This window comes from Gelidibacter salicanalis (assembly GCF_016469035.1).
GTDB lineage: Bacteria > Bacteroidota > Bacteroidia > Flavobacteriales > Flavobacteriaceae > Gelidibacter > Gelidibacter salicanalis_A.
On record NZ_JAEHJZ010000113.1, the window covers coordinates 1 to 2,416 of the forward strand.

The 2,416-nt window shown below is 29.7% G+C and carries 2 protein-coding genes; both read right to left on the reverse strand.

Translation table 11 applies throughout. The features are described 5' to 3' along the window. On the reverse strand, positions 1 to 489 hold a 489-nt coding region (locus tag JEM65_RS21075; RefSeq protein WP_199603703.1), incomplete at its 3' end, for a hypothetical protein. 3 nt (positions 490 to 492) lie between these two features. Then, the coding region (locus tag JEM65_RS21080; RefSeq protein WP_199603704.1) for a sensor histidine kinase at positions 493 to 2,416 on the reverse strand (1,924 nt) is incomplete at its 5' end.

Here is a 2,416-nt window from a genome sequence, read left to right on the forward strand (position 1 = left end):
GTTTTTTGTCATGTACTTAACTAAATCTGTTAATTCATTTTTTGCGTTTTCTATCTTTCGTTTATAATGTTCAATTTGACTAACAACTCTATCTAAAAATTTTGCTTTCGCGTTTCCCTCTTCTTTATTATGAAGAATATTTTTTACATAAACTATATTAACGTCATCACTTTGGTTTACAGCTTCATCATCTAAAGCAGTAAGAATAAAACAAGGGAAATTATTGCGAATTGATTGAAATCCTTCAACTAAATCAACACCATTATAGGGAACATTGTAATCAATATCGGTCTTCATCTCATTTAGTCGAAAGTCTGCGATGAGTGCATCTGGAGCTAACTTTATTATTAGTTCAATCATTTCCTCTTTTTCAGCTAAAGGGAATTTTGTAATAGCTTTAAGTTCTTCTTTAGCAGTAAAATTCTCTACAAAATCTTCAAAGTCTTCTAGAGTATCTTTTTCTTCATCAATGAATAGTATTTTATACATATTTTATCTTTTATATTTTATTGGAAATGTTATCCTTATACCAAATCCAATTTCTGGATATAGAAGTTGAGTTTTTCCGTCATTTTCTTCTACTATTGATTTTATTAACCACATCCCTAAACCAGTTCCTTCTTCTTCTCCAGTATGCTGATTTCTTCTGGTTGTGTAAAGAGGTTCGAAAATGATTTCTGGTTCACTAATGTCTTTTGATAATCCTGGTCCATTATCGTAATAATCTAGGATAATTCCTCTAGTACTACTTGTAACCTTAATTTTGATTAACCTGCTTCTTTCTTCTTTGGATATTATAAATGCATCAATAGAGTTCACTAATAAGTTATTGAAAACACTATCAATATCTATTTCAAATACTCTCATATCGAGTTCTTCGATTTCATTAACATCCATTTGAATGCCTCTGTCACTAAAAACTGTATCCCAATCGTCCTTAAGATTTTGGAAATAAGGCTTTAAGAATAATTGTTTTCTTTTTCTCTTATCTTTCCTTGTAGCTCCTAAAGAAAAGTTTAACCAATTTTGAAGTTTTACATCTTGCTTTTTTATCCTCTCAATTTGTTTGAATGGATTTTTACTATCTCTAATTTCTGAATAATCTGATTCTGAAATTTTTTCTAACATCAGATTTTTGAGTTTTTCAGTCCTAGAAGCTAATACATCATTCAATTTACTCAAATCGTGACTGAAAGAAGCAAGCACTATTCCACTACTAGCTAAACCCCTCAAAATCTTTTGTTCATCTTTTAATTTTTCAATTTCTTCTTCTTGTCTTTCTAATTCACTTGCTAGAATTTCTTTTTCTTTATCTGATTCTGTTTGAGGCTCTTCTTGAGAATTATCATCATTAGTGTTGTTATCTCTTGATTCTTTTTTTGCCCTACTTTTTGCTATTATTTCATTTTTAAGTTTTTCTGCTTTTTCTCTGTCTCTTTGAGGGCCATACAAAATATCATCGTACTCATCCATCTCTCGGGCTATATAAGCCCTGTCTTTTTCAAATTCAGAAATGATTTCTGCAATTAATAAAGTAAAAATTTTAAATGTTTTGTTTTCTTGAAGACCTTCACGACTTGATTTATCCTCAAAATTCACATTGGTAAGTCTAGATATACTTATAGCTCCAGCAACATTTTCTGGCTCAACTTTATAACCACCTTCTTTTTTTGCTATACCAGCTGGACTTGTTGACTTTCTATTACCTAAGCCTAACCAATCAAAAGCTACATTATTAACTTCGCCATAAGGTCTAACTCTAAAATTATCTCTAAAAAGTTTAATTCCTCCAAATTTATTCAACCAATCCTTTCTATTATGAGACATAAAGTTTCTATTAAAAAACCTTTTTGCATCACTAGAATTAGTTGACCTTTTCAAAAAGTAAAATGTAAAATCAAAAAGACCAATGTTATCAAAAATGTTTTCCTCATCAATTTCTTTAAACCCTTTTAGTAAGTTTGAAAAAGTTGTTGTTTTAGTCCAATATCCCTTTATGAAATCTGATTTTTTGTAATTTTCTTTCTGCATAGCCTCTCTTTCGAAGAAACCATTTGGAATCAGTTCAACGTTATATTCATTTCTGTAAACAGTTATTTTTACATTTTGATTTTCATCAGCCGTTGCTACTAATTTATAATCAAAATCATCGCAAATTGAGCCCAAAACTTCTCCATATTTATTGGGAAGTAAAGAACTAAAAACATAAATTTCAAAGCCTCCGCTTTCTTTTGGCGGAACTAAAACTTCCAAATCTGAATATACTTGGTCAACAAAATAATCTTCCCAATTATCTCTCAGGTCGTTGATTTTTAAAATAGTTCCGAATTCAAATTCAGTTTCTGATTTAATATGTGAAAAAAATGTTTCGGGAAGTATTTTTAATATCTCTTGCTTTAGTACATGACAAAAACAT